Origin of the sequence: Virgibacillus proomii (assembly GCF_018916875.1) — a bacterium.
GTDB lineage: Bacteria > Bacillota > Bacilli > Bacillales > Amphibacillaceae > Virgibacillus > Virgibacillus proomii_B.
The window spans coordinates 311,804-335,350 of the sequence record NZ_JAHLNO010000004.1 but is presented as its reverse complement, the minus strand read 5'-3'; the positions used below and the strand labels follow the sequence as shown (position 1 = coordinate 335,350).

Here is a 23,547-nt window from a genome sequence, read left to right as displayed (position 1 = left end):
TAACTCCTTACTTAACCTACATAATCCAGTCGCTGATCTCTTTTTAAAATTTCGTCTATCGTTCCGCCGCCAAGGCAAACATCACCATTATAAAATACAACTGCTTGTCCCGGCGTAATAGCACGCTGCCTTTCTCCAAACGTAACTTTTACCCGTTCATCATCGATTTTTGTGACAGTTACCGGGCTGTCCTGTTGACGATAGCGAAATTTTGCCGTACATGTAAAACTGTCCTCTACCCGGTCCGGATGAATCCAATTGATATCTGTTGCGATCAGTGCATCCGAATACAAATACTCGTTTTTATCCCCTTGCTCTACATAGAGGATATTTTCTTTAATATTTTTTCCCACGACAAACCATGGTTCACCTGCTCCACCAATACCAAGACCTTGACGTTGACCAATCGTATAATACATTAATCCATCATGCTGTCCTTTAATGACACCATTCAATGTTTGCATTTCGCCCGGTTGTGCAGGTAAATATTCACTTAGAAATTCTTTGAAGTTCCGCTCACCAATAAAGCATATCCCTGTACTGTCTTTTTTGGTTGCTGTAGCCAGACCATGCTCTTTAGCAATTTTTCGAACCTCTGATTTATGCATGTTGCCAAGTGGAAACATCACTTTACTTAAAACATCCTCGGTTAATTGGTTCAAAAAATATGTCTGATCTTTGTTATCATCTACACCGCGCAAGAGTTCATATCGGCCATTTCGCTCACGCACCCGTGCATAATGCCCGGTTGCAACATAATCTGCTCCTAGTGACAAGGCATGATCAAGGAAAGCTTTAAATTTAATTTCTTTATTACACATTACATCAGGGTTTGGTGTTCTACCTGCTTTGTATTCATCTAAAAAGTACGTAAACACTTTATCCCAGTATTGCTTTTCAAAATTGACGGCATAATACGGAATATCTAATTGATTACAAACACGAACAACGTCATCAAAATCCTCTGTTGCCGTACAAACTCCAAATTCATCTGTATCGTCCCAATTTTTCATAAAGATGCCAACCACATCATAGCCTTCTTGTTTTAGAAGAAGGGCAGCAACAGAAGAATCAACACCTCCACTCATTCCAACTACAACTCTTATATCTTGCTTATTATTCATCCTAATCATCCTTTATTGCTTGTTAACCGATTTACAATTTTCGCTATTCGTAAGGCAGCTGTTTCTATATTTTCAGAGGTATTGCTTAAGCCAAAGCTAAATCGAATCGAATTGGTTGTACATTCATGTTCTTTCCCGTACATGGCTGTTAATACGTGAGAAGGCTCAACCGATCCAGCAGTACAAGCACTTCCACTAGAAGCTGCTACACCTTCTAAATCAAAATTTGTTAGCAGCGCTTCTACATTCGTTTTTGGAAAGCTAATATTTACAATGGAAGCAACCGAATCATCTAAATCGCCATTTACACGAAACTCCACGTTTTGTTCCTGCAGAATTTGTAAAAACTGCTGTTTATAACCTTGATATTTTTCAATTCGTTCATTTCTTTCCTTTTTCACTAGTTCTACTGCCTTTTGAAAGCCAACAATCCCGGACAAATTTTCCGTGCCTGCACGTCGTCTTCGCTCTTGCTCACCACCAAACTGGAGGGAAGAAAGCTTTACATTTTCTTTCGCATATAAAAAGCCAACACCTTTTGGACCGTTCATTTTATGAGATGAAACGGTCAGCATATCGACTCCTAATGCAGCCACATCTATATCAGTAAGACCAAATGCTTGAACTCCATCTGTGTGAAAATAGGCTTGATGAGATTTTAGGTTTTTACTAATTTCCCTAATTGGTTGGATAACACCTGTTTCATTATTGACGTACATGATCGAAACAAGAATGGTCCGATCTGTAAGTGCTTTACTTACAGCTTCTACAGACACCTTACCATTTTCAGCAATTGGTAAGTATGTCACATCAAAACCTTCTTTTTCCAATTGCTCTACGGTGTGAAGCACAGCATGATGCTCTTGAAGGGTTGTAATGATATGATTTCCTTTATGACGATTTGCTCTAGCAGTTCCTAGTATTGCTAAATTATCAGCTTCTGTTCCACCACTGGTGAAAATAATCTCTTTTTCCTGGGCGTTAATACTTTTAGCCAGATCATACCTAGCTTCGTCCAATAACTGTCTTGCCTTTCTTCCAAAATAGTGGACACTTGATGGATTACCAAAAACCTCTTTCTCTACAGAATAAATCGTATCCAAGACAAGAGGATGAATTGGTGTTGTGGCGGCATGATCTAAGTATATTTGTTCCACGTCTATCTATCCTTCCCTGGCTTAAATATAAAACATATATGCTTCTTGCGGTTCATCATTATTATGATCAGCTAAATCTTTTAATGTTGTTGTGTCTAATACATCTTTTACAGCATCACGAATACGTAACCATAAGGCTTGCTTTGCAGGCTCTTCATCTTCAATTCCTTCAACAGGAGTAATAGGGCCTTCCAAAACACGAATAATGTCTCCTGCTTTAATATCAATCGGATCTTTAGCTAACACATAACCACCATACGCACCGCGAATACTCCGAATTAAACCTGAGTTTCGTAATGGTGATGCTAATTGTTCTAAATAATGTTCAGATAAATTATTCTCTTTTGCTATTTGTTTAAGAGAAGTAGGTCCTTTGCCATGACATTTCGCTAAATGTATCATAAGAGTAAGACCATATCTCCCTTTAGTTGAAATTTTCATATACTGACACCTCAATTTTAATTACGTTCCAATTATCTTCATACATGATATTATAGCATGGAACCCATTCTACTTGCATGATTGGAAAACCTATATCAAGTAATAACAAAGTAATCGAATTTGTAAACAGTGTATTATTATAATATAAAGGACGGTATAAATGAAACAAAAACCACTCGCAGTTCGAATGAGACCGGAGCATATTGATGAAATTATTGGTCAAGAGCACTTAGTTGGTGAAGGAAAAATTATTCGTCGGATGGTAACTGCTGAGCAGTTAGCTTCCATGATTCTTTTTGGACCTCCCGGAACTGGAAAAACATCTATGGCAATGGCACTTGCAAAAAGTCTTGGAAAACCAATAAAATTATTAAATGCAGTGACCGATAAGAAAAAAGATATGGAAATTGTTGTAGAAGAAGCAAAAATTACCGGACAGGTCGTAGTTATTTTAGATGAGGTTCATCGTCTTGATAAGGCAAAACAAGACTTTTTACTGCCTCATTTAGAAAGTAATTTAATAATCTTGATTGGCTGTACAACGAGTAATCCTTACCATTCTATTAACCCGGCTATTCGCAGTAGATGTCATTTATTTGAATTACATCGTTTAACAGCGGATCATGTCAAACAAGCAATTACCCGTGCAATGACAGATTCAAAAAAAGGGGTTGGGGATAAAAACATCCAGTTATCAGAGGAAGCATTAGAGCACTTTGCGCAAAGTGCCAATGGAGATATGCGTGCTGCCTTAAATGGAGTTGAACTCGCCGTATCTTCCACACCAGAGGATAAGAACGATATAATTCATATTTCTATATCGATTGCAGAAGAATGTATGCAAAAGAAAAGTTTTTCTCATGATAAAGATGGGGATGCCCATTATGATGTTCTATCTGCTTTCCAAAAGTCAATCCGTGGTAGTGATGTAGATGCAGCACTTCACTATTTAGCAAGATTAATTGAAGCTGGTGATCTAGATAGCATTGCTCGAAGAATGATTGTTACGGCCTATGAAGATATTGGACTTGCAAATCCGCAAGCTGGTCCACGGGCACTGGCAGCAGTTCAGGCTGCAGAGCGGTTAGGTTTTCCTGAGGCTAGAATTCCGCTTAGTGTGGCGATTACCGAATTATGTCTCTCACCAAAATCAAACACTGCTTATAAAGCATTGGATGCAGCGTTAGAAGATGTAAGACGCGGTAAAGGCGGGGAAATTCCTGCCCACTTAAAGGATTCTCACTACAGTGGTGCCAAGAAATTAGGCCGAGGCTTAGAATATTTGTATCCGCATGAGTATGAACATGGTTGGGTGAAGCAGCAATACTTGCCAGATTCTATAAAAAATAAACAATACTATATACCTAAAGCTACCGGAAAATTTGAACAAGCTATGAAACAAGTTTATGATAAAATCCAGAAAGATAAAAAGATTTGACGTATAAGTTCGATCTCCTGTGGTAACAATGAAAGTAGAATACAAACAAATCTATTTAAAAATCATTGTAAAATTGTTACTTTAAAAGGAGTTGAACCAAATGGCAAAAGTTAGACAAGATGCCTGGTCACATGAGGATGACCTATTATTAGCAGAAACCGTACTACGTCATATTCGCGAAGGAAGTACACAATTGAACGCTTTTGAAGAGGTTGGAGATAAATTGAATCGTACCTCCGCAGCATGTGGATTTCGCTGGAATGCTGAGATTCGTAATAAATACGTAAATGCTATTGATCTTGCAAAACGACAACGAAAAGAAAAGAAACGTGCGATGGCAAAGGCTAATAAAGCGAATAAATCCGCTGTATCCTTCTCTCAAGGAGAAACGAAGGGCAATTCCAGCCACCGTATATCTAATAATGATCCACAGCTTACAATGGATATGGTTATTAGTTTCTTAAAAGGTGTAAAAAAACAAACAATGGCTTCTCATCAGTCCCTGGCTTCTCTTGAACAGGCTAAGCGGGAAAAAGAAACACTGCAAAAGCAAGTAGATACATTGAATAAAGAATTAGAGGAAACGAAACAAAGATTAACAACGATTCAAGAAGATTACCAAGCATTTATCCAAATTATGGAAAGAGCGCGCAAAATGACGGTGTTAGAAGACCAGGGAATGATGCCCGCACCAGCTTTCCGAATGGACAAAAATGGCAACCTGCAACAATTAGCTCAAGGGTCAAACTAAAAGCATAAGAAAGAAAAAAAAAGCTAGAAGTGCTCGGTTAGGACCTTACAAACTGGAGAATATTCTAACGAGATAAAGTGAAACTTCATTCCGTGGAACGCTTTTTACACGGAATGTTAGTACCGCAAGGGTATGACCTAAGGCCTCTGAACCAATCGGGGATTTAGGAGCCGTTTCTTTGATAAAGTTCGCAAAATAATAATGAGAGATATACGGCTTCTATTCGATCCGATGTTGACTTATTGTAGAAAGAAGATTGAAGTTTACTAGCAGCACGAGCGCTTTAGCTAAACGAAGCTACTTTCATAAAATACCCATCAAGTAAATACAGATATCGTTTCCAAGACAACGAAAAAAGCCCTGAATTGCTAGAAGGAAGATTCCAATCTCGCAATTTAGGGCTTTCTATTGGCTCCCGATCGTGCCGTCCACTTAGAAGTTTTGATCCCGCTCTCAGCAGGTGGGTGCTCTGTTCTATATTTATTGTGCTTCCTCAGGTTAAGAGGCGTGCACGCAATATAGAAACATGCGAACTCCCATTTTTAAAGTTGTTCGGTCAAAACACTTTTCATGGACGAACACATCAGGATTTTGCTCTTATTTGTAAATATATTTTAACATGTCATTTCTCAAAAAATCAATCCTTAAGGTTCGTATCTCAAAGTGTTATAAAGTCAAATCATTCAGTGGGCTTTTCTCTACGAAAGATTAGATTAAAGGCTAAGGTTCCAACGTCCTTGAAAAAGAAGAACGCTTTTTCTTCGTGCGATGTATTGCTGTCGTCGCTTTCCTTGTCCTGTCACCCAGAACGAGTCCGGTATTTAGGGCGTATCTCCCACTTAAACTTCTTCATATTCTCTTTAACACTTTAAGTAGGAGTGTTTTGCGTCATCCCTACATTTTTTTCTACAGCTAATCTTTAATTCTCATCATTCATCAGTTTAATTCCCAACTCATCCAGCTGTACTGAACCTACTTCACTTGGTGCATCTGTCAGCAAATCGGAAGCAGAAGCTGTTTTTGGAAATAGGATCGTGTCACGCAAATTCGTTCTGCCTGCTAACAGCATAACAATGCGATCCAGCCCTAATGCAACTCCTCCATGTGGAGGTGCACCATACTCTAACGCCTTTAACAAGAAACCAAATTGCTCGTCTGCTTCTTCTTTAGAGAACCCTAACACTTGAAACATTTTCTGTTGCACCTCTGTTTTATGAATACGAATCGATCCCCCACCAAGCTCATAGCCATTTAACACCAAATCATAGGCATTAGCTTTCACTTTTTCCGGATCTGTATCTAATTTATCAATATCTGCTTCAACAGGTGAAGTAAACGGGTGGTGGGCAGCAGAATACCTACTCTCTTCTTCGTCATACTCTAACAGTGGCCAATCGGTCACCCATAAGAAGTTATAAGCAGACTCATCAATTAATTTTAATTCTTTTCCTAGCTTCAAACGAAGTGCGCCAAGACTATCATACACAACATTTGTCTTGTCAGCGACAAACAACAGTAAATCTCCATCCTCTGCTTGAGCAGCAGTCATTAAACCTGATTTTTCTACTTCGGAAAGAAATTTAACAATTGGTCCTTTCAACTCAGCACCTTCTACTTTCAACCAGGCTAAACCTTTGGCACCATATACTCTAACAAAGTCCGTCAGCTTATCGATATCCTTGCGAGAGTAATGATTCGCCTGCTGTTTGACATTTAATAAAGCTACTAGGCCACCAGCCTCAATTGCGCTTTGAAACACTTTAAAATTAGACCGCTTGACTACTTCCGATACATGTATAAGTTCCATGCCAAAGCGTGTATCCGGCTTGTCTGAGCCAAAACGTGCCATCGCTTCCTCATAAGGCATTCTCTTTAGAGGCAGTGGAATATCAATTCCTTTTACTTGTTTCATCACATATTGCATCATTTCTTCAGTGAGTTTCATAATATCATCACTAGTTAAAAACGATGCTTCAATATCAATTTGTGTGAATTCAGGTTGACGATCTGCTCGTAAATCTTCATCACGGAAACAACGAGCAATTTGATAGTATTTTTCAAAGCCGCCCATCATAATTAGTTGCTTAAACAGTTGCGGCGACTGTGGTAAGGCATAAAATTCTCCACGATGTACACGACTTGGTACAAGATAATCTCTTGCCCCCTCTGGCGTGCTTTTCGTTAAGATTGGTGTTTCCATTTCTAAAAATCCACGATCATTCAAGTATTGACGAACAGCTTGTGTAATCTGATGGCGTAATTTAAATGTTTCTTGTAATGGCTTACGACGTAGATCAAGATATCGATAAGTTAATCTTAGATCTTCGGACACGTCTGTTTCATCTTGAATCGAAAATGGCGGTGTTTTAGCTTTATTTAAAACGGTTATCGATTGTGCTACCACTTCAATGGTACCTGTTTGCATATTCGGATTAACAGTTCCAGCATCTCGTTTCACGACTTTCCCTTTAACCTCTACCACATACTCACTTCGAATTGTCTCAGCAATTTCTAAAGCAGAAAGTGAACGATCCGGATTAAACACAACTTGTATCATGCCAGATACATCACGAAGATCGATGAAAATTAAGCCTCCTAAATCTCTGCGTTTTTGTACCCACCCCTTTAATACCACTGATTTTTCAACATCCGTCTCTGTTAACGATCCCGCCATCGTACGCACATTCTCACTCATGATCCTTTCCTCCTAAAAGCTTTTCCTTTAACACAGCTATTACACTATCTAATGCAATGGTTTCCTGATTACTTGTTGCCATTTCTTTTATAACTATTGTTCTATCTTTTAGTTCATTTTCTCCTAGAATCAATACGTATTTTGCTTGATACCGATCAGCAGCTTTTAATTGTCCCTTCATTTTTCTGTCTTGGTAATCCTTGTCAGCTTGAATTCCTTGCTTTCTTAATTGATGTACTAAACAAACTGCTTCTTTTTCCGCTTCATTCCCAACAGCAACAACATACGTATCCAGCGAGCAATCTATTGATATATCTTGGTTCTCTGCTTTAAGCGCCATTAACAACCTTTCCAATCCCATACCAAAACCAATTCCTGGCGTACTCGGTCCTCCAAGTTCTTCAACAAGCCCATTATACCTTCCACCACCGGCAAGAGTAGTAATCGCACCAAAGCCCTCTGCCTCACTCATAATTTCAAAAGCCGTATGATTATAATAATCAAGGCCGCGAACAAGATTTTTATCTACTTCATATTCAATTCCCATCAAGGTTAAATATGCTTTAACTTGTTCAAAATAATCTTGCGAAGCATCATTTAAATAATCCAGTATCGATGGAGCAGACTGCATGGCTAGATGCTCACGATCCTTTTTACAGTCAAGCACACGTAATGGATTAGTTTCCAAACGTTGTTGGCAATCAGAGCAAAGCTCACCCTTATATGGAGTAAAATGTTCAATCAAAGCCTTCCTGTGTTTGGCTCGACTTTCTTTGTCCCCAAGGGAATTAATCACTAACTTAATCGACTTTAATCCTAAAGCTTGATAACAGCTCATCGCTAAATCAATAACCTCTGCATCAACGGCTGGGTCTGCACTGCCTAATACTTCTACACCGAATTGATTCAATTGTCGCATCCGCCCTTTTTGTGGACGTTCATATCTGAACATTTCAGCAAAATAATATAATTTCGTAGGCTGGTTGGCTAATCCATATAATTTATTTTCCACAAATGCTCGGACGACGGGAGCCGTTCCTTCAGGACGTAAAGTAATGCTTCGCCCACCGCGATCTTCAAATGTATACATTTCCTTTTGCACAATATCCGTAGAGTCTCCTACTCCTCGTTGAAATACTTCGGTATGCTCGAATAAAGGTGTCCGTATCTCTTCATAATGGAATTGGTGGCAAATCTGTTTTATTGTACTTTCAATAAATTGCCATTTCTTAGCATCTTCTGGTAAGACATCTGCAGTACCTCTCGGTGCCTTATAATTCATCGGAAAAACCTCCTAATATTAATAATGTATATGATTATTCATGTAGTAAGTGCAATTGTAGTGAATGTTTTTTTATTGTATAGAAAACGATATCCATTTTTACATATCGTCTAGCTTTTACTCAATCCGTAGTAGCTTCGATTGTTTTCCCTACGATAGATTAACATCGTCTCCCGTCACGAACCGATTACCATAAAGAAAGGTATAGCCCGTCTAACCTCTGACAAAGTTAATTATATTGTTAAACGTATACTTCTAAGTGGAAGAATTTTTACGATGTTGAATTTAATTTCTACACTAAAATTAGATATTAAAAAACTCCCGTCCCTTATTATGAATAATAAGGGACGGGAGTTTAGCCCGCGTTGCCACCCTAATTGATGTTATGTATACATCCGCCTTTATACAGTTAACGCCTGTGATACGTTTATACCTACTGTCCCTTTCGATATAAAACCTCTGGAATGTCTTTCATTGGACCATCATGTGAAATGCTTCCAGCCTATGGCATTTCTTCTCTGGGCATTTGGTTGCCAATTACTTTTTCCTTCATTGGTAATCTAACTATATATACAATTTGTTGCCACATCGCACTTACATGTGGGACAATAAAATAAAGTGAAACTTCATTTAGTAGGAGTTTTCTTCCATCTCCTACTGAATGTTAGTTAAACGAATCGGGCATTTAGGTGCCGTTTTCTCCCACTTAGACCCTTTTGTACCAACTCAGGCTCTTAAAGTGGGAGTCTTACGGCACCTTACATGCGGGATAAAAATTTTTTCCAATGTAAAATACAATTCCTTGCGGCAACTACTGATTTTCATAACCATGAATGTATATTATATTAATCGTTCTACATAGTTATGTCAAGCGCGATTTAATTTTTTCTTTAACATCTTAACTTCTCCTAATGAAATCCCTAACTCTTCTGCTATTTCCATATGACTAGCCTCTCCTTCAGTTAATTCCAGAAAGCGATGTAAATTAACACCAAACACTTGGCTTTCTTGATAAACATGCGACTGTTTTTCGGATGATTGCACGGAAAACTACCTCCTTTTTATAGGACTAGTTTGCCTAGCATTTTATTTTTTATTATGCTAAAAGAGGTTGTTCAAAAAGTGCACTAAAAATGATACATCGAATTTCTTCGCACGTTGGAACGGATAAAATTTTTAGCGTTGAAGTTTCATTCAACGTAGTTAAAAATTTTTAAGTTCTAAGTATAAGTGCAACTAGGCTATCGTCTGTGCTTCGCTTGCTGCTAGCCAAGTTTTCTTTATTGGCTTGCTTCTCCGTTCCTTGGAAAAGGATATCCCCTTTTCCTGCGTGAGAATGTGTTTCGAGGAAGCTTCACTAGTGCTCATGTATCTGTACTGCATACAACTGCGCTACTCGACACTTCGCCGCCTCGAACTTCTCGATCTTTTTACCTTCTTTTTGAACACGCACTAAAAGAAAAATTAGCAAGAGGCGCAAAATTTTAAACTTTAAACGGCGATTCTCTGGTTGTATTTATACGTAACTTGGTAAATACCGGACTACCATGATTAAACCGTACTGAGTATCTGATCTTTCTTTCTAATTAATATTACTCCATAAGCAAAACGCCTCCCCTTTTTTAAAATTCAACCTAACTTAATCATTTAGATATATCTCATTTGCCTATATAAGCGATTCTGGAAAGGTATAACATGAACTTAAATGGAAATAATTGATAAAGAAAACTTGGAGAGCGGCACGATAGCGTTGGTAATTGCTTAACTGCACTTATACTTAAGACTTAAACTTTTTACTACGTCGAACCAACACTGCGTTAATGACGAACCTCTGTCGAAAACACCTAACTGCTTCTATGGGTGCGTAGTGCTTCAGAGTTTCTAGACAATTTATACAATTATTACTCAAAATGAATCTTCATTCAAGGACATGTTTTTATCTCAAGAGAATAAATCAAAGGCTAAGGTTACAACACTATAATTGCAATGTATTACTGTTTAAGCTTTTCTTTCCCTTGAAAAAGAAGAACACTTTTTTCTTATGACACCTAGAATGCAGGATAAAATCTTAGCTCATAATAAGGAGGCAATAAATGAAAAGGACAAAAATAATCGTCGTCTTACCAATTATAATCGTATTTATGCTATCATTTACACCAATTTCCCATGCATTGGAAGGGATCGTTACCGAAAGCAGAGTGAATATTCACAGTGGTCCAGGAACGCAATTTTCCAACATAGAACAGGCTAATAAAGGAGATATATACAAAGTTTTGCTACAAGCTGATGATTGGATCAAAGTTAAATTAAAACATAGGGAAGGTTGGATTGCTGCGGATTATATACAAATTCATTCAGAACAACCTCCAGAAACGATTACCATTTCAAATAAGAAGACACATATACGCAATGGACCATCAACCGATTATTCGATTAATCACTTTGCTGATGAAGGCAGCATATACAATGTTCGAAGCGCTGATGGTGATTGGTATGAAATCGAAAATAAACATGGACGTGGCTATATATATAAACAACTTACCAAGCCAGTAAACACACCTTCTCAGAGTAGTTTTGCAAATAAAACGATTGTGATAGATGCTGGACATGGCGGAAGAGATGTTGGGGCGATTGGAGCAACGGAAGTATTTGAAAAAGATGTAGCGTATTTAACTGCACAGGAATTAAAAAAAGAATTAGATATGTTAGGGGCTAACGTTAAAATGACTAGGCTAGGAGACGACTTTATTTCACTAAACAGCAGGATCAGCTTTAGTAATACATTAAACACAGACGTATTTATTAGCCTACATTATAATAGTGTTCCTCAACTGCCAAACGTTACCGGAATCGAAGCTTATTATTACCAACGCCGTAATCGTTCATTAGCTACCTATGTACAAGCTGAATTGATAAAATCAACTGGTGCCGATAATCGCGGAACAAGCTTTGGGGACTTTCTCGTACTTAGACAAAATTATAAACCTGCTATTTTAGTTGAACTCGGCTTTATATCCAATAAAAATAAAGCTTCCTTATTACAAACAACAATGTATCAGCAACAATTGGTTTCCGGTATCATTAACGGTTTGGGTAAATATTTCGCAAATGAGTAATAAGAACAAACCTGATGAGGATTGTTCTTATTACTTTTCCTTACTGTCAATGATCAATGTAACCGGTCCATCATTAGTTAGTTGAACTTCCATCATTTCACCAAATGCACCCTTCTCCACAAAAACACCTTCTTTTTCTAATAATTGGTTAAATTTCACATACAAATCATTAGCATATTCTGGACGCGCAGCATTCATAAAATTAGGCCTTCTTCCTTTTCTTGTATCTCCATACAATGTAAATTGAGAAATAGAAAGAATACTGCCACCAACATCTTTTAAAGATAAATTAAGTTTGTTCTGTTTATCTTCAAATACTCGTAAATGGACAATTTTATTGGCTAAATAGGCTGCATCTTCTTCTGTATCATCATGCGTGATCCCTACTAAAACAACAAAGCCTTGTGCAATTTCTCCAATTACCTTACCGTTTACAGAAACGCTGGCTTCTTTCGATCGTTGTACTACTACTTTCATTATTATGCTCCTTTTTTCTAATCCTATTGTTTGGAATGAGAAAGTATGTTCTTCTTCGTTACTGGATGGTTCGTTTCACTGTATACACATCTGTAATCTGTTTAATTCTTTCTACAATTTTTCGTAAATGTCTCGTATTATGGATTAAAATCGTAATTTGAATGAACGCCATTTTGTTACGGTCAGAACGACCGTTCACATAGGTGATGTTCGTCTTTGTCTCATTAATTGCTTGCAAGACTTCATTTACTAGACCACGTCGGTCATAGCCTGATATTTCCAGGTCAACATGGTATTGCTTTTGTTCGGTTCGATTATTTTCCCATTCCACATGGAGAAAGCGTTCCCTCGCTTCTTCTGTCTGCACATTAGGACAATCCTTTCTATGGACAGAAATACCTCTTCCTTTTGTAATATATCCTATTATGTCATCACCAGGAACAGGGTTACAACATTTCGATAGACGAACAAGCAGATTATCAACACCTTCTACTTTCACACCGATATCGCGCTTATTTAGCTTTTTATCCTTTTTATCTTTAACATCCGTTTTTACTTCTTCTATCGTTTGTTCAAGTTCTTGTTGTTTTTCCTTCGTTTGTCTTATTTTTTCAGTTAATCGTGTAGCAATAGAAGCTGCAGTAATTCCTTGATAGCCAACAGCCGCATACATATCATCCGCATTGGAGAAGTTATATTTTTCGTATACACGTTGTAAGTTTTCCTGCGTTAGAACTTCCTTCGGTTCTAAATTTAAGTTCCTAATTTCTTTATCAACAGCTTCTTTTCCTTTAAGGATGTTTTCTTCACGCCGCTGCTTTTTAAAAAACTGTTTAATCTTGTTTTTTGCTTGGGATGTTTGTGTTATTTTTAACCAATCCTGTGATGGTCCATAGGAATGCTTAGAAGTCATTACTTCAACAATGTCTCCGTTTTTCAGCTTATAATCAAGTGGCTCCATTTTTCCATTTACTTTTGCACCAATTGTCTTATTACCGATTTCGGTATGAATCTTATAAGCAAAATCCAAAGGTACGGAACCAGATGGAAGCTCAATAACATCCCCCTTAGGAGTAAATACATACACCATATCAGAAAATAAATCTACTTTTAAAGACTCCATAAATTCTTCTGCATCGTGTGTATCATTTTGCCATTCCAAGATTTCACGGAACCAAGTTAACTTTTCTTCAAACGATTGCTTATCCAGATTAACTCGCTTTCCTTCTTTGTAAGCCCAATGTGCAGCAATGCCATATTCTGCGATTTCATGCATTTCCTTTGTGCGGATTTGTACTTCTAACGGATCACCTTTTGGCCCGATTACAGTAGTATGCAATGACTGATACAAATTCGGCTTTGGCATCGCAATATAGTCCTTAAATCTGCCAGGCATTGGTTTCCAGCAAGTGTGAATAATTCCTAATACGGCATAACAATCTTTAATACTATTAACAATAATTCGAACAGCAAGCAGATCATATATTTCATTGAATTGTTTATGTTGTTTTACCATTTTTCGGTAAATACTATACAAATGTTTTGGTCTTCCAGAAAGTTCTGCCTTAATATTCATTTCTTTCAATTGTTTGGAAACTTCCTCTATAACCTCTTTTATATAAGATTCTCGTTCCTCTCTTTTCTGCTTCATTAATTGCACAATTCGATAATATTGTTGTGGATTTAAATACCGTAGTGCTATATCCTCCAGTTCCCATTTAATCGTCGAAATCCCTAACCGATGGGCTAATGGAGCAAATATTTCTAATGTTTCATTAGCAATTCTACGCTGTTTATTAGGTGGCAAATGCTTTAATGTGCGCATATTATGAAGCCTGTCTGCCAATTTAATTAAGATTACACGAATATCTTTCGCCATTGCAACGAACATTTTTCGATGATTTTCTGCCTGTTGGGCTTCTTTTGATTTATACTTAATCTTACCTAGTTTAGTAACACCATCTACAAGCATGGCAACTTCATGATTAAATACCTCTTCAATCGCTTCTAACGTGACGTCAGTATCCTCTACTACGTCATGAAGAAAGCCGCCTGTAATGGTTTCTGCATCCATTCCCAGCTCCGTTAAAATACCGGCCACCTGAACAGGATGAATAATATATGGCTCTCCAGATTTTCTAAATTGATCCGCATGAGCTTTTTCAGCAAATTCATATGCTTTGCGAATAAAAGCAGCATCCTCTTCGGTCAGATACTGACTAGCCTTATTCAAAATGTTATCTATTGTCATAATATCGCTTTTCGCCATTAAAAATCACCTTTATTCGCTATATCAAGTCTAATTTCTTAAATAGTTTAATTATATGCTTTTCTCTTGTATGTGTCCATTATAAGAATCAGCCAAAATTAGGATGACTTCATAAAAATTTACGTTATTAGGTTGCTAAACAGTAGACGTTCCCATCTACCGCCGCCATTATTTTCCCTGCTTTTCGAACTCATTACTATGTAATTATATTACAATAATAGGCCTAACGACTTCACATCGCCAGACCTATCTTACCATGTCAATAGCTCATTAAGGATAATACATCATACCCTTGTAACTTTTCCATACCGCCCAGATAGCTCAATTCGATAATAAATGCACAACCAACAACAATTCCACCAAGCTCCTCCACCAGCTTAATAGTTGCTTGAATAGTACCACCTGTCGCTAATAAGTCATCTGTAATTAAGACGCGTTGCCCAGGTTTAATCGCATCTTTATGAATCGTTAATATGTTTTTACCATATTCTAATCCATAATCAATCTTTACTACTTCTCGCGGAAGCTTACCTTCCTTTCTTACCGGCACAAAACCCACTCCCAGGGCATAAGAAACTGGGCAACCAATAATAAACCCTCTTGCTTCAGGGCCCACAATCACATCAATTTCTTTTTCCTTTGCATATGTTACAATTTCATCTACAACTGAGCGAAAGGCATCACCATTAGCCATCAATGGTGTAATGTCCTTAAATTGAATTCCCTTCTTTGGCCAGTCTTCAACAATTTTAATGTATCTTTTATAATCCATAACTAGGTTCCTCCTTGGGACTTCCCAAATGATCCATATATTTTGCAAAATAGTTTTTTAGTTCTTCGTAGGTAGAATAATACATTATCCTTTCGATCTCAGCTTGTTGCAATCGCTTTTGATATGTCTCAGAGTCCTGTAAATTTCGCTTTGCTGGATTCGGATTCAGTTTAATAATTCTATCCTCTATGTGTATAAATTGTAGTTCATAAAATACGTGAATAATAAACAGCAATTTATCTTTATTCCACCCTCGTGATTGGGCTAATACGGGTAATTTCCTGTCAATATGAATTGATTTATGAAAAAGTAATTTACTATACATCCATTTGAAATCATCTCTTGAAGGAAAAGCACGTAAATATGTACTATCCTCTATATAATAACATAGATGAATATTCTTAGGTTTGGTATCAATAAGGATTTCCTCCAAGTCACTCCATTTTTCCGGCATTGAAAATATAAATAATGTATCGACCTGCTTTAAATTTGACCAATCGTCCTCATAAGTTCGATGTGGAATACCTAACAATTGCGCTTGTAATTTATCCCCCACTGCAGCACAAGTTGAATTGGCATTAACAAACATTGCTAAATCAACAGCTTTTTTGCCACGATGATCAAACAATTGCCAATCTGCTATACAGATGTCTTCAATCATTATTTGGGGCTTACGGTGTCCGTTCCATTCATTAATTGATAACTCTCCGACTACATTGACGGTTGTTTGAGGAGTTAAATAATGGAAAAGTTCACCTATACCAAAACCAATCCCATCTAACATCGTCTTTTCGTTTTTAAATTGAAGCTTTAAATGATTTTTCATACTACCAATTTGCTTTGGCTGTCTCGGAGTTTCCTGGATATGGAATAAAGGCTTTGGATTGTGCATACCAAAAGGCGCCAACCGTTGAATATCCTCGATTAGCTCTGTCGTTATTTCCGAAAGTGATAACGTCTGACTGATTTGAATCTCTTGTTTAAAATCATCAGGTTGAAGTTGCTCAGAAATTTGTTTATTTAATGCTTGCTGCAGTGACCCTATTTGCTCGATCGGAAGTGTCATTCCTGCTGCTTGTGAATGACCTCCAAAAGTATTAAATAAATGACGAATCTGTATACAATTTTGAAATAAATCGAAAGCTGAAATACTTCTTGCAGATCCTTTAGCAATTCCTTCTTCCGCTTTCAATGTAAGTACAATAGCAGGTCTGTCCATTTTACGAACCAATTTGGAAGCGACAATTCCTAGTACTCCTTCATTCCAGCCCTCTTTTGCAACAATAATAACATCTTGGTCTTCTTGTTCAGCAAGCATTTGTTCAGCTTCTGTTACGATTTGTTGAACGAGCAATTGTCTCTCTTCATTCAATGCTTCGATTGTATGGGCGATCTCCCTTGCATCATCAGGTTCTTCTGTAAGCAATAAGTCAACAGCCATATCAGCAGACTGCAGTCTCCCTACCGCATTTAGCCTTGGACCAATAAGAAATCCGACATCTTCTTCCGTCACTGTTCCTTCCACTTTAGAAACTTGTTTTAACGCTTTTAACCCTATGTGCTTTGTATGCGTTAAAGCACGTAACCCATGATATGCTAATATTCTATTTTCATCAATGAGGGGAACGAGATCAGCAATCGTACCAATAGCAACATAATCTAGGAATTGATGCGGAAAATAACCCAACAAGGATTGGGCAAACTTAAAAGCGACGCCTACTCCAGCCAGTTCATGAAAAGGATAATTAGGTGAGCATTTTGGGTGAATGATAGCATAACAGTCCGGTAATCGGTCTTGGATTTCATGATGATCCGTAATAATCAAATCCATTCCTAATTCTTTTGCTACTTCAGCCTCTTCAATTGCTGCTATTCCATTATCTACTGTAATAATTAATTGATATCCTTGTTCATAGGCATGACGAAATGCTGCTTCATTCGGACCGTACCCTTCCGTAAATCGATTCGGAATATAGTAATCACAATATGCCCCTAATTCCAGTAACGCTTTTACCAATACCGCTGTGGCAGTTACTCCATCTGCATCATAATCACCAAAGACGAGAATCTTTTCATCTTGTTTAATTGCTTGATGAACACGCTTTGTCGCTTTATCAATGGATTGAAGATGATGGGGATTGTGTAAATCAGCAAAATCAGGTTGAAGAAATTTCGCTGCTGCTTGCTCCGTTGTAATTCCTCTTTGAAGTAAAAGTTTTTGTATAACTGGTGATAGTTGAAGTGAATCAGCCACCAAGTTTACCTCTGTTTCTTCTATTCCTACAAAATTCCATTTTGCTTTACTTTGTAGCATAATTTCACCCCTGACCAATCTATTATACATAAATATTATCAGAGGTAGCAACTAGAGATTTACTTATTTCAATTTTTCTAACGTTCTCGCTAAAAAAGAGAATGAATAAACCCGAGGTCGTTAAAATCGCTACAGCTTGGGCTCTCAAACTAGACGAAGCTACTTTCCAAAAAAGATATTCGCAATGCAGAAACCGATATAGACAAAAAACAAAGCGCACAAATCAACCAAGTTATATACGCTTCTAAACTCATGAAAACAGATTTTTGAGGTTCTCTATCAAATGTGGTGGTGGAAAATCGACTCCACCATCTCTTTTGACCCTTAGATATTTTTTTTAATCTCTTGTTGCCACAGTATTTTCTTTTTCATTTACTCAAAACTCTTCATTCTAAATGAATTACGCTTTAACACTTTTATGGTGTTATTTACTCCTTCTATATAGCCATTGTTAAATGGGTACATAAAAGAGTTGATGTCGGTCAAATAGACGGATTAACCGATTGGTACTGATTCCTGTTAATCGCGCCACCAAGGTAAAGAAGCCCACGGCAGAATACGTTAAAGCAGAAGTCTGTACAGAATTCGTACACCTTTGGTAGATATCCACCATTTGTAATCGTTCATAAAAGGTATGAGGACAATACGTACACAAGTATCGCCTTTTCTTTACTATTATTTTTACAGGTGTATTGGATAAGATTGGCCCCTGTATAGACTGCTTTCGATAGCTATAAATCCGCTTGGTTCGTTCCTTACAGAATGGGCATTTTTGTTTTTTTACTTTGGTATGAAGTTCGATCAACCATTTATTAGAATACTTTTCTATATTCCATACGTCCACATGTTTGTCTTTAATCCCTAATAACTTATGATAAAAGGATGTTGCACGCTTTCCCTCTCCTTTACCTTTTGTGCAACTTAGGGCTAACAAAGGAGAGGGGAAGGCGTGTATTTTTTGTTTGCTTATAAACCTTGTCGGGATAAAAGACACCACCACATTCAGTATAGAGCCTTTTTTGATTCGTAAAAACCTCTGTCCCAATTGGAACAGAGGTCACTATTATACTTGTGGTCCTTGTACTCTTTTTTTCTTTCTAAAATCAACCGGTTTTTTCTTCAGCATTTTTCCTCGCCAAATCAACCATAGTTGTGAAGCTAAGAAGAGTGAAGAATAGGTACCAGCAATAAGTCCAAACGTAAGAGCAACAGCAAACCCACTAATGGATTCAGCACCAAGGAACAAAAACGCCAACACAGCAATTAGTGTCGTAAGGGTTGTATTGATACTTCGAGTAAATGTCTGTACCAGACTCCGATTAACGACATCAGCAAGTTCCTTAAAGGTTTTGATTTTTTTCCGCTTGCGTATATTTTCTCGAATTCGATCAAATGTAACGATAGTGTCATTAATCGAATAACCAACAATGGTAAGAATTGCTGCAACGATTGTGATATCAAATTCAATTTGTGTAATACTAAAAATAGCAACCATAAAGAAAGCATCATGCAATAAAGCAATAATTGCCGTAATGGCAAAGAAAAATTCAAAGCGAATCGTCACATAAATGATCATAAAAACAGAAGCAATTGCAACGGCAAAAGCGGCATTTTTAACAAGTTCTTCACCAACAATAGGTGAAACAACACTTACACTTGGCTCATGATCATATTTATCAACGAAATAAGCTTTTATTTCAGCAATCTTATCTTTTCCAAGCACTTTGTCAAATCGAGCAACAGCCATTTCTCCATTTTCTCCTGAAGATACAATCGACTTTGCTTCAATGCCTAGTTCAATAAAATCTTGTTCAATTTCTTCTGTGGAAATACTGTTTTCAGCTAAAATTTCAATCCTGGAACCACTTGTAAAATCAACACCCGGATTTAACTTAAACATGAATAAAGAAGCTAATCCAAGTACAACCATGATAGCAGAAATCCAGAAAAATTTCTTTCGATGACCTACTATGTTAGGAGTTCGATTAAACACAGTTGGTTCCACTTCACTTTTATCTTTTATATCTTGTATCTCTGCTTTTTTAACACCAAACCAACCTGGACGTTTTTTTAAGAATTTGGTTTTAATCCAAAGGCTTAGCAATAGGCGTGTACCAAACACTGCTGTTAAAAAGCTCACTAGGATACTGACAATTAACATTGTCGCAAATCCTTTAACCGAGCTTGTACCAAAAATAAACAATACAGAAGCCGCTATTAACGTCGTAATATTTGCATCTAAAATCGATGATAAAGAGTTTTTGGTACCTGCTTTAAAGGAAGCAATAAGTGATTTACCGGATCGCAGTTCTTCCTTAATTCGTTCAAAGGTAATGACGTTGGCATCTACTGCCATCCCAACTCCAAGAATAAGTGCAGCAATACCTGGCAAGGTCAGGACACCGTTCATTAATTCGAACACAAGTAGAATTAAATAAATATAAATCGTTAAATTAATGGAAGCAATTAATCCCGGGAACCGATAAACGAAAATCATAAACAAGAAGATCAGGCCTACACCAATAAAGCCAGAAAAAATCGTTTTATTTAAGGCCTGCTCACCAAACTGTGCTCCTACCGAAGTAGAATACTTTTCTTCCATGTGCACTGGTAGAGAACCGGAATTAATAACATTTGCCAGCTGTTGTGCAGATTCTACAGTGAAATTACCACTAATCATTACATCTTTTGTATTTAATGTTTCTGTAACACGTGGTGCAGAAACATATTTCGGGTCTTCTTTTGTATATTCCTCTCTAAATGAATCACCTTTTTTATAATCCATCCAGATCACTAATAAATTATCTTCATACGGTGTTTCAGGGTCATTCATATCTTTTATTTTACTCGTTACCTCACCAAATTTGTCAGCATCCTTCAATTTCAATGTAACAATTGGCTGATTACTGTTTGGATCAAAGTCCTGCTTTGCACTATTTTCCTTTACATCATTTCCGTTTAACAGTTCATGATCATTTACATCACGGAAAGACAATTGTGCAGTAGTGGACAATAGTTCCCTTGCTTCTGTTTGATCTTCTACTCCAGCTAGCTGTACTCTAATACGGTCTTCTCCTTCAATATCGATGCTAGCTTCACTAATACCAAGACGGTTTACTCGATCATTCAATATTTCCACTGTAGATTCCAGTGACGTTCGACTGATTTTTTGTCCCTCATCTACTGGACTTACTTCGTATAAAACTTCAAATCCGCCTTGGAGATCAAGACCCAGGTTGATATCTTTCGTTATTCCTGTAACCGTTGTTCCAATTGTACCAGCAAAAATTAGTACGATTAGAAAAAAGGCAACAATTCTGCCTCTACTTTTCATTCCATTGTGGCCTCCCTTGTTTATTTAGGGTAAAATTTTTATGTAAATAAAGTGAAACTTCATTCAAGGAGTACTTTTCTCCTTGAATTTAGTTGAACGAATCGGGGATTTAGGAACCGTTTTTCTCATCATGTTCGCAATATCATTAGCACATTTTGGAAAGAAGAAAAATACGGATCCTTACATCCGGGATAAAGTGAAACTTCATTCAAGGAGTACTTTTCTCCTTGAATGTTAGTTGAACGAATCGGGCATTTAGGTACCGTTTTCTCCCACTTAGCCCCTTTTGGTACCAACTCAGGCTCTTAAAGTGGGAGTCTTACGGCAACTTACATGCGGGATAAATTACTTTTAATCGTTATTCATATTCGTTACAGCTTGAATGGATGCTAGTAAATCATCATTTTTATATGCGTTCATGGTTAAATAACTTATATAGGTAGTCGTATTTAATTGAAATATATCCCCCACTACCTCATAAATTCGCTTTTCTGGATAACCTTTCCATACCTTTTCCATCAGGCATTTCCAAACATCTTCTGTAGTTGCTTCTTTATATCCCATTAAATGAAATTCTTCCGCCTTACTTTTTAACACAGGCAGAACCATTTCTTTCCACTCTGACACAGTTTGTACAATTTCCAAAACTGAACCCTCCTTTATGGAGTATGAAAAATTTCCGATCTTGTCATGCTTGGCCCACTCCTTAGCATATATATCATTGTATATGATATTCCATTTTTTGAGAAGGCAGGTCGTAAAAAAAATGACCAGACAAACATTTTTACAAGGGACTCTTATTTTAATAGCAGCAGGTATGATTACTCGATTTCTCGGTTTTATTAACCGGATTGTTATTGCTCGTCTGATTGGCGAAGAAGGTGTTGGTCTCTATATGATGGCACTTCCAACCTTCTTTCTTGTTATCACCTTAACCCAACTCGGTTTACCAGTGGCTATCTCTAAACGAATTGCAGAAGCACAAGCAAGAACGGATTATGCAAAAATTAAACAAATATTAATTGTATCACTCGTTATTACCGGATTATCAAGTATCGTATTTACGGTATTAATGGTTATAGCTACACCCTTTGTCGCCACGAGATTACTAACAGATGAACGCACATTATATCCTCTTTTAGCCATTAGCCCAATCATCCCAATTATTGCGATTTCATCCGTACTACGTGGTTACTTTCAAGGAAAACAAAATATGAAACCACAAAGCTATGCCCAAGTCATTGAACAAATTGTCCGCATCACCTGTGTAGCTTTTTTCGTAAAACTGCTTTTACCTTATGGTCTCGAATTTGCAGCTGCCGGCGCAATGTTCAGTATTATCATAGGCGAGTTAATGTCTTTATTATACATGCTGCAAATGTTTAAACGAAAGAAACGAATTAAATTGCGCACACGTTTTTTCTCCTATTTATCAGCCAGCAAAGATACAGTCCGGGAACTTTTTTCCATTGCTCTACCTAGTACAGGCAGTCGATTTATAGCTTCAATTTCTCATTTTCTTGAACCGATTTTGGTGGCTCAAAGTTTGGCAATAGCAGGTATATCTAGTACATTAGCAACGAAACAGTATGGAGAATTAACCGGTTATGTGCTGCCTTTATTATTTCTTCCAACTTTCATTACAAATTCGTTGTCCATTGCGTTAGTCCCTTCGATTTCTGAGGCAGAAGCAACGAAAAACACACAATTGATTCATTATCGAATCCATCAATCGATTCGTATATCTTTTGCTTCCGGGGCAATAGCTACCATTGTTCTATCTTTATTTTCCGTACCTATTTTAACATATATGTATGGAACAGCTGAAGCGAGTAAATTTGTTTTGTTAATGGCTCCATTTTTTATTTTACTTTATATTCAATCTCCTTTACAAGCAGCTTTACAAGCGCTCGACTTGGCCAAAGCCGCTATGTGGAACAGTCTAATCGGGGCGTTTTGTAAACTTGGAGCCTTAGTTTTTCTTGCGTCTAACCCAAAATTTGGAATTATGGGTGTTGCGATTGCGATTTCCTTAAGTGTCGTCTTGATCACTCTTCTTCACCTAGCTTCACTGTATAAAGCTATTGGCTTCGGTATCCCATTTAAGGACATCCTAAAAATGATTGCACTCATTCTCTTGACCTGGGGAACTGGCCAGTTAATTAAGGGAATCTATGATCAAACAAATGCAGGACTTATTCTGTTTATCATTTTATTAGGTCTCCTCGTGTTTATTTATATTCTATTTCTGTTCTTACTTCGTTTTATCACGAAAGAAGAACTTAAACAAATCCCTTTTTTACAAAAATGGGTGGATCTATAGTAGGTATATAACTTGTCTAGTCCTAGAACCTATCGAAAAGGCGAAACGTCCCGA

18 protein-coding genes, 1 other RNA gene and 1 other annotated feature are annotated in these 23,547 nt (G+C 37.3%); of the genes, 4 read left to right on the top strand and 15 right to left on the bottom strand.

Translation table 11 applies throughout. From position 1 onward, the window contains the following. Positions 1 to 11: 11 nt before the first annotated feature. From mnmA to cymR, 3 genes are read right to left on the bottom strand one after another with little or no spacing between them, the layout of a single operon-like run. Complete coding sequence (gene mnmA, locus KQI21_RS02815) at positions 12 to 1,124, bottom strand: tRNA 2-thiouridine(34) synthase MnmA (protein WP_216482511.1); 1,113 nt, start codon at positions 1,122 to 1,124, stop codon at positions 12 to 14. Between the two features lie 5 nt (positions 1,125 to 1,129). Next, positions 1,130 to 2,281, bottom strand: coding sequence for a cysteine desulfurase family protein (locus KQI21_RS02810; RefSeq protein WP_216482509.1), 1,152 nt, complete (start codon positions 2,279 to 2,281; stop codon positions 1,130 to 1,132). Between the two features lie 21 nt (positions 2,282 to 2,302). Beyond that, entirely contained in the window at positions 2,303 to 2,722 is a 420-nt protein-coding gene (gene cymR, locus KQI21_RS02805; RefSeq protein WP_216482508.1) for a cysteine metabolism transcriptional regulator CymR, read from the bottom strand. 160 nt (positions 2,723 to 2,882) lie between these two features. Between cymR and KQI21_RS02800 the strand changes: the two genes are divergently transcribed. Both KQI21_RS02800 and KQI21_RS02795 read left to right on the top strand, forming a co-directional pair. Further along, on the top strand, positions 2,883 to 4,160 hold the full coding sequence (locus tag KQI21_RS02800) for a replication-associated recombination protein A (RefSeq protein WP_216482506.1): 1,278 nt from the start codon (positions 2,883 to 2,885) through the stop codon (positions 4,158 to 4,160). 100 nt (positions 4,161 to 4,260) lie between these two features. Then, on the top strand, positions 4,261 to 4,911 hold the full coding sequence (locus KQI21_RS02795) for an RsfA family transcriptional regulator (RefSeq protein ID WP_216482504.1): 651 nt from the start codon (positions 4,261 to 4,263) through the stop codon (positions 4,909 to 4,911). 408 nt (positions 4,912 to 5,319) lie between these two features. Here the strand turns inward: KQI21_RS02795 and ssrS are convergent. The 4 genes from ssrS to KQI21_RS02775 form a co-directional block, all read right to left on the bottom strand. Then, positions 5,320 to 5,504, bottom strand: a non-coding RNA gene (gene ssrS, locus KQI21_RS02790) — 6S RNA. Between the two features lie 326 nt (positions 5,505 to 5,830). After that, positions 5,831 to 7,606: an aspartate--tRNA ligase gene (aspS, locus tag KQI21_RS02785; RefSeq protein WP_216482503.1), complete on the bottom strand. Its 1,776-nt coding sequence runs from the start codon at positions 7,604 to 7,606 to the stop codon at positions 5,831 to 5,833. Continuing rightward, positions 7,599 to 8,888 (bottom strand): histidine--tRNA ligase, encoded by a 1,290-nt coding sequence (gene hisS / locus KQI21_RS02780; protein WP_216482502.1) that lies wholly within the window; start codon positions 8,886 to 8,888, stop codon positions 7,599 to 7,601. The genes aspS and hisS overlap by 8 nt, the downstream gene beginning before the upstream one ends. Before the next feature lie 340 nt (positions 8,889 to 9,228). Beyond that, positions 9,229 to 9,450: a binding site (T-box leader), on the bottom strand. A 305-nt stretch (positions 9,451 to 9,755) separates the two neighbouring features. Then, the gene (locus KQI21_RS02775; protein ID WP_216482500.1) at positions 9,756 to 9,932 is read right to left on the bottom strand and encodes a hypothetical protein; all 177 of its coding nucleotides are present in this window, start codon (positions 9,930 to 9,932) and stop codon (positions 9,756 to 9,758) included. Between the two features lie 1,049 nt (positions 9,933 to 10,981). On the opposite strand from KQI21_RS02775, the gene KQI21_RS02770 reads away from it, so the two are divergent. After that, positions 10,982 to 12,004: an N-acetylmuramoyl-L-alanine amidase family protein gene (locus KQI21_RS02770; RefSeq protein ID WP_216482499.1), complete on the top strand. Its 1,023-nt coding sequence runs from the start codon at positions 10,982 to 10,984 to the stop codon at positions 12,002 to 12,004. Positions 12,005 to 12,034: 30 nt separating this feature from the next. Here the strand turns inward: KQI21_RS02770 and dtd are convergent, their stop codons facing one another. From dtd to KQI21_RS02730, 8 genes are all read right to left on the bottom strand, one after another. Beyond that, positions 12,035 to 12,481, bottom strand: coding sequence for a D-aminoacyl-tRNA deacylase (dtd, locus tag KQI21_RS02765; protein ID WP_216482497.1), 447 nt, complete (start codon positions 12,479 to 12,481; stop codon positions 12,035 to 12,037). Between the two features lie 58 nt (positions 12,482 to 12,539). Continuing rightward, positions 12,540 to 14,750 carry a RelA/SpoT family protein gene (locus KQI21_RS02760; protein ID WP_216482495.1) on the bottom strand — a complete coding sequence of 737 codons (2,211 nt, stop codon included), beginning with the start codon at positions 14,748 to 14,750 and terminating at the stop codon, positions 12,540 to 12,542. 259 nt (positions 14,751 to 15,009) lie between these two features. Next, on the bottom strand, positions 15,010 to 15,522 hold the full coding sequence (locus tag KQI21_RS02755) for an adenine phosphoribosyltransferase (protein ID WP_216482493.1): 513 nt from the start codon (positions 15,520 to 15,522) through the stop codon (positions 15,010 to 15,012). Next, the gene (recJ, locus tag KQI21_RS02750) at positions 15,512 to 17,836 is read right to left on the bottom strand and encodes a single-stranded-DNA-specific exonuclease RecJ (RefSeq protein WP_216482491.1); all 2,325 of its coding nucleotides are present in this window, start codon (positions 17,834 to 17,836) and stop codon (positions 15,512 to 15,514) included. The genes KQI21_RS02755 and recJ overlap by 11 nt, the downstream gene beginning before the upstream one ends. Before the next feature lie 372 nt (positions 17,837 to 18,208). Continuing rightward, positions 18,209 to 18,301, bottom strand: a complete 93-nt coding sequence (locus KQI21_RS16655; protein WP_216482490.1) for a transposase — start codon at positions 18,299 to 18,301, stop codon at positions 18,209 to 18,211. Then, complete coding sequence (locus KQI21_RS02740; protein ID WP_216482489.1) at positions 18,288 to 18,680, bottom strand: transposase family protein; 393 nt, start codon at positions 18,678 to 18,680, stop codon at positions 18,288 to 18,290. The genes KQI21_RS16655 and KQI21_RS02740 overlap by 14 nt, the downstream gene beginning before the upstream one ends. Before the next feature lie 219 nt (positions 18,681 to 18,899). Beyond that, entirely contained in the window at positions 18,900 to 21,170 is a 2,271-nt protein-coding gene (secDF, locus tag KQI21_RS02735; protein ID WP_216482488.1) for a protein translocase subunit SecDF, read from the bottom strand. A 351-nt stretch (positions 21,171 to 21,521) separates the two neighbouring features. After that, entirely contained in the window at positions 21,522 to 21,815 is a 294-nt protein-coding gene (locus KQI21_RS02730) for a post-transcriptional regulator (RefSeq protein ID WP_253291254.1), read from the bottom strand. A 121-nt stretch (positions 21,816 to 21,936) separates the two neighbouring features. Here KQI21_RS02730 and spoVB point away from each other — a divergent pair, with 121 nt between their 5' ends. Further along, positions 21,937 to 23,493 carry a stage V sporulation protein B gene (gene spoVB / locus KQI21_RS02725; protein WP_216482486.1) on the top strand — a complete coding sequence of 519 codons (1,557 nt, stop codon included), beginning with the start codon at positions 21,937 to 21,939 and terminating at the stop codon, positions 23,491 to 23,493. Positions 23,494 to 23,547: the final 54 nt, after the last annotated feature.

Coding starts and splice junctions, on each gene's coding strand:
- mnmA (WP_216482511.1), bottom strand. CDS start 1,124: ATGAATAATAAGCAAGATATAAGAGTTGTAGTTGGAATGAGTGGAGGT.
- recJ (WP_216482491.1), bottom strand. CDS start 17,836: ATGCTACAAAGTAAAGCAAAATGGAATTTTGTAGGAATAGAAGAAACA.
- hisS (WP_216482502.1), bottom strand. CDS start 8,888: ATGAATTATAAGGCACCGAGAGGTACTGCAGATGTCTTACCAGAAGAT.
- KQI21_RS02760 (WP_216482495.1), bottom strand. CDS start 14,750: ATGGCGAAAAGCGATATTATGACAATAGATAACATTTTGAATAAGGCT.
- KQI21_RS02770 (WP_216482499.1), top strand. CDS start 10,982: ATGAAAAGGACAAAAATAATCGTCGTCTTACCAATTATAATCGTATTT.
- KQI21_RS02755 (WP_216482493.1), bottom strand. CDS start 15,522: ATGGATTATAAAAGATACATTAAAATTGTTGAAGACTGGCCAAAGAAG.
- KQI21_RS02795 (WP_216482504.1), top strand. CDS start 4,261: ATGGCAAAAGTTAGACAAGATGCCTGGTCACATGAGGATGACCTATTA.
- KQI21_RS16655 (WP_216482490.1), bottom strand. CDS start 18,301: ATGTACCCATTTAACAATGGCTATATAGAAGGAGTAAATAACACCATA.
- secDF (WP_216482488.1), bottom strand. CDS start 21,170: ATGAAAAGTAGAGGCAGAATTGTTGCCTTTTTTCTAATCGTACTAATT.
- cymR (WP_216482508.1), bottom strand. CDS start 2,722: ATGAAAATTTCAACTAAAGGGAGATATGGTCTTACTCTTATGATACAT.
- aspS (WP_216482503.1), bottom strand. CDS start 7,606: ATGAGTGAGAATGTGCGTACGATGGCGGGATCGTTAACAGAGACGGAT.
- KQI21_RS02800 (WP_216482506.1), top strand. CDS start 2,883: ATGAAACAAAAACCACTCGCAGTTCGAATGAGACCGGAGCATATTGAT.
- spoVB (WP_216482486.1), top strand. CDS start 21,937: ATGACCAGACAAACATTTTTACAAGGGACTCTTATTTTAATAGCAGCA.
- dtd (WP_216482497.1), bottom strand. CDS start 12,481: ATGAAAGTAGTAGTACAACGATCGAAAGAAGCCAGCGTTTCTGTAAAC.